This is a genomic window from Polaromonas sp. P1_G2 (assembly GCF_056405515.1).
This window is the reverse complement of sequence record NZ_JBFUBY010000320.1, coordinates 1-4,338: the sequence shown is the minus strand read 5'-3', so window position 1 is coordinate 4,338 and position 4,338 is coordinate 1. Positions and strand designations below refer to the sequence as shown.

The window sequence follows — 4,338 nt, the reverse complement described above, 5'->3', positions numbered from 1 at the left end:
GGTGTGGACCAGGCCGAAGCCAAGGTCGGTTTCGAGGTAAACACGGCCCACCTCATCGACGATGCAGCGCTGGATGCGCGCGGGCGCGCCGGTGTGCGCGGCGACCGCGAACGTGGGCGCCGGGCCGACGCGCCAGACCAGCGGCGTGGCTTCGAGTTCCACATACACGCGCTGCGGGCCGTTCTGGAAGAACCAGCGGCCGGCGGCGTCGCTCTCGTAGTTTCGCTGGATGAAGTCGATCAGCTTGTCGTGCTTGAGCAGCGAACCCTTGGCGGCCTGGTTGCGCGCGGGATCGGCGCCGGGCACACCGCTGAAAGGGCCGGCGGCCTGGGCCCTGTCGTCGCGCATATACCAGTTGCCGCGCGCGTCCAGCCCGAGCCAGCCGTAGCAGTCGGGAACGTTGGGCCACTTGGCGATCGCTTGCCGAACTATGTCGTCCATGGGTGTATTTTGCGCCGCGATGCTTTTCTTATAGCTGCGCCGCGAGGAAACCCGTGACCGCGTCGGGCATGGCGCGCACGTGGCCCGGAAACGGCGCGGAGGGAAAGCCCACATGGCCGCCCTGGGCCGGCTGCCACAGCGTGACATGCGGGCCGGTTTCCGCGGCCTGGGGCAGGCTGGACGCCGGCACAAAGGGATCGTTGAGCGCGTTCAAGGCCAGTGCGGGCACGGCGATCCGGTGCAGGTGCGGCTTGGCCGACGCGCGCGACCAGTAGTCGTCGGCGTCCTTGAAGCCGTGGACGGGTGCGGTGAAGACGTTGTCGAAAGCGTAGAGGTCGCGCGCGGCCAGCAGCCGGTCGCGGTCGAACAGCCCGGGGTGCTGCTCGAGCTTCAGCAAGGCCTTGGGCACCATGGTCTTGAGGAACATGCGGGTGTAGACCTGGCGGTTGAAACCCCGGCCGATGGCCCAGCCGCTGGCGGCAAGGTCCAGTGGCGAGCACACGGAGGCGATGCCGGCCACGACCTGCCGGGCCTCGGCGCCCATCTCGCCGGCCCAGCGCATCAGCGCGTTGCCGCCCAGGGAAATGCCGACGGCCATCACCGGCCCGGTGCGCCGGCCCACGAAGCGCCGCAGTATCCAGTCGATCTCGGCGAAATCGCCCGAATGGTAGGCGCGCGGCGCGAGGTTGAGCTCACCCGAACAGCCGCGGAAGTGCGGAATCGCGCAGGCCCAGCCGCGTTCGCGCGCAGCATCGGCAAGCGCTTCGGCGTAATGGCTGGCGGAAGAGCCTTCAAGGCCGTGGAACACCACGAGCAAGGGCTTTTGCGCGGAGCTTGCGTCATCAGCCGAATCGCCGGTGACCAGCCAATCGACGTCAACGAAATCTTCATCGGGCGTCGTCCACCGCTCACGGCGAAACAGCGGCTGCGGGCCCAGGAAGCGGCGCGAGCGCAAGGCGGCCCAGATGGTTTGCAGGTTGCCACCCGGGAGCCACCAGGGCGCGGCATAGTTCATGGCGGGTTCCACGCGAAGGCCGGGTCAGTGAAGAACGGTGGGTGTTTCCGACACTTCCTGCATTTCGCGCGGCGTGCCGGGACTGGCATGGTGGGCCACCAGGCGCCAGCCTTGTGCGGTCTTGTGGTACACGTTGGTGGCGATGACGTAGGCGTGGCGCGGGCCTTCCCCGGTCAGCACCTCGATGCGCTCAAGCACGCTGTGCACGCTGGCGCTCATGGTTTCGACCTTGCGCACCTTGATGGCCTGCGCGCGTATGGTGCCGTTGGAGAACATCGCGTCGAACGTCGCGCRTATGGCCGCCGGCCCCACAAGCCGGGCGCCCCCCGGGTGCACGCAGACGATGTCGTCGTCGTCGCCCCAGCAGGCCATGAGCTTTTCAATGTCGCCGCTTTGCAGCGCCTCGTAAAAAGCCGCTTCGATGTCATCGGCGTTGCCGGTGCTGGCGGGCGGGACTCTGGGTTTGGGCATGGAGGCGATCAAAAGGGTTCTGGCAAGGGAGGCGCCGGCGTCAATCCTGCCCGGCATTTGGTGTTGAATTCTGCGCGGGATTGCGCGCCGCAGCAAGCCAGGCCTGCACCACGCCTTGCATGCTACCGCCGCCCAAACGCCCACCGCCGCTCTGGTTGGCCTGCCACAGCAATTCCGGCGCGGCCACATGGGTGCCGGGCGGCAAGACCTGCAGCGCGGCATCGACAAACTCGGCGAGCTTGGCGGGCCGCACCGGCTGCTCGGCCTGAGGAACCATGAACTTGAGGGTGGACAGCATCCAGGACGCGACCCTCTCCAGAAAGTTCTTCCCCGCCGCGTCCTGCGCCTTGCGCGCCGAGCGCACCAGCAGCAGGCGTTCAAACCCCAGGGCGGCGACAGCCTGCTCGTCAAGGTTGGCCAGGCCGCGCTTGAGCGCGTCGGGCAGGCGCCCGGTGGCATGCGGCACCACCACGACCAGGGTCTGTACGCCGCAGCGCTTGAACCACTGCGCCAGCGCGGGCAACTCTGAAGGCGCCGGCGTCCAGAGCGTGCGCTCACGTCCGTAGTACATGCGTGGCGGCTCGAACATGACCAGCCCGGTATGCGCCGGCAGCGGCCTGGCGGCCCATTGTTCTATCGGCAAGGGCGCACCCGTGAGCGCGATGCCGACGCCGGACAGCCCGGTCGCCATGGCTTCGGTGGCCAGCACTTCGGTGTGCGCATAGCGGCCGCTGCCGGCCAGGCGGCGCAGCACCTCGTTGCCCAGCACGCCGGTGGCGCCGGCCACCAGCAGGCGCGGCTTGCCTGGGGCGGTGGATACGGGGCGCATCGCGGACTGCAAGGCCTGCAGCGGGCTGCCCGCGACGGGAGGCTGGGAAGGAAAGGACATTCGACTATGTTAGTGTTGCGGCTTGCATTTTCGGAGCAGCGACATGRCGATATCCCGCTTTTTGACATTCACCTTCGCGGCCCTGCTGGGCCTGCTGCTCACGGGCTGCGGCTACAACGACTTCCAGCGCCTGGACGAGCAAAGCAAGTCGGCCTGGTCCGAGGTGCTGAACCAGTACCAGCGCCGCGCCGACCTGGTGCCCAACATCGTGGCCACGGTCAAGGGTGAAGCCCAGTTTGAGCAGGACACGCTGACCAAGGTGGTGGAGGCGCGCGCCAAGGCGACGTCGATCCAGGTGACGCCCGAAACCCTGAACGACCCGGCCGCCTTCCGCAAATTCCAGGCGGCGCAGGGTGAACTCGGCGGCGCGCTGAGCCGCCTCATGGTGGTCAGCGAACGTTACCCCGACCTGAAGGCCAACCAGGGATTCCGCGACCTGCGCGTGCAGCTCGAAGGCACCGAGAACCGCATCACCGTGGCGCGCAACCGCTACATCCAGACCGTGCAGGAATACAACGTGCTCGCACGCAGCTTTCCGAGCAACCTGACGGCCATGATGTTCAGCTACCAGGTCAAGCCCAACTTCTCGGTGCAGAACGAGGCGCAGATCTCCACGCCGCCGGTGGTGGATTTCAACAAGAAATAAAACGCAGCGGACCCGGCCGTGCAGCGACCCGCGCTACTCCTTCACCGCGGCGCCCTGCTGGTGCTGGGCCTGCTGCTGGCCGCCTGGCTGCCGCTGGCGGCCTGGGCGCAGGGCGGTGTGCAGGCGGTACCGGTGCTGACGGCCCATGTCATGGACGGCACCGGCACACTGGACGCGGCGCAGCGCGATGCGCTCGAGGCCAAGCTCACGGCGTTTGAACAAAGCCGGGGCGCCCAGGTCGTGTTCCTCATCGTGCCCACAACCCAGCCGGAAGACATCGCCGCCTATGCGCAACGCGTAGGCGACAGCTGGAAGATAGGCCGCAAGGGCGTCGGCGACGGCCTCTTGCTGGTGGTGGCCAAAAACGACCGCAAGGTACGCATCGAAACCACGAAGGCGCTGGAAGGCGCGATCCCCGACCTGGCGGCGCGCCAGGTGATAGACACAGCCATCACGCCGCGTTTCAAGCAGGGCGACTTCGCCGGCGGACTGAACGCCGCGGCCGACCAGCTCATCGCGCGGATCAGCGGCGAAAACCTGCCCGCGCCCGAACGCCGCAGCGGCAGCACCAACGACGGTTTCGAATGGACCGACCTCGCCGTCTTCCTGTTTTTTGCCGTGCCGATAGGCGGGCGGATTGCCGCCATGGTCCTGGGGCGCAAGTTCGGCTCGCTGGCCACCGGCGGTGTGGTCGGTGTGCTGGCCTGGGTTTTCACCAGCAGCCTGATCGTGGCCGGCCTTGCCATCCTGGTGGGCACGGTGTTCGCGCTGGTCGCCAGCCTGGGCGCCCTGGGCAGCGGCGGGCGCTCCTCAGGCGGCTGGAGCGGCGGCAGCAGCAGTGATGGCGGTGGTTTCAGCAGCGGCGGTGGTGGTGAT

Annotated in this window: 6 protein-coding genes; 2 read left to right on the top strand and 4 right to left on the bottom strand. The window is 67.9% G+C overall.

The genetic code is table 11. The annotated features are described in order from the left end of the window. The 4 genes from AC1D0P_RS22550 to AC1D0P_RS22535 form a co-directional block, all read right to left on the bottom strand. Nucleotides 1-441: DUF2946 family protein (locus AC1D0P_RS22550; protein ID WP_477678785.1), on the bottom strand; the 441-nt coding region annotated here is incomplete at its 3' end. A gap of 28 nt (nt 442-469) precedes the next feature. Beyond that, complete coding sequence (locus AC1D0P_RS22545; protein ID WP_477678784.1) at nt 470-1,456, bottom strand: YheT family hydrolase; 987 nt, start codon at nt 1,454-1,456, stop codon at nt 470-472. A 24-nt stretch (nt 1,457-1,480) separates the two neighbouring features. Next, nucleotides 1,481-1,927, bottom strand: a complete 447-nt coding sequence (locus AC1D0P_RS22540) for a YybH family protein (protein WP_477678783.1) — start codon at nt 1,925-1,927, stop codon at nt 1,481-1,483. A gap of 40 nt (nt 1,928-1,967) precedes the next feature. Continuing rightward, entirely contained in the window at nt 1,968-2,816 is an 849-nt protein-coding gene (locus tag AC1D0P_RS22535; protein WP_477678782.1) for a hypothetical protein, read from the bottom strand. 43 nt (nt 2,817-2,859) lie between these two features. Here AC1D0P_RS22535 and AC1D0P_RS22530 point away from each other — a divergent pair, with 43 nt between their 5' ends. Both AC1D0P_RS22530 and AC1D0P_RS22525 read left to right on the top strand, forming a co-directional pair. After that, on the top strand, nt 2,860-3,462 hold the full coding sequence (locus AC1D0P_RS22530) for a LemA family protein (protein ID WP_477678781.1): 603 nt from the start codon (nt 2,860-2,862) through the stop codon (nt 3,460-3,462). A gap of 18 nt (nt 3,463-3,480) precedes the next feature. Continuing rightward, nucleotides 3,481-4,338: TPM domain-containing protein (locus AC1D0P_RS22525; protein ID WP_477678780.1), on the top strand; the 858-nt coding region annotated here is incomplete at its 3' end.

Bases quoted from the DNA above. Each gene is read 5' to 3' on its own strand.
- AC1D0P_RS22545 (WP_477678784.1), bottom strand. From the start codon at position 1,456: ATGAACTATGCCGCGCCCTGGTGGCTCCCGGGTGGCAACCTGCAAACC.
- AC1D0P_RS22535 (WP_477678782.1), bottom strand. From the start codon at position 2,816: ATGTCCTTTCCTTCCCAGCCTCCCGTCGCGGGCAGCCCGCTGCAGGCC.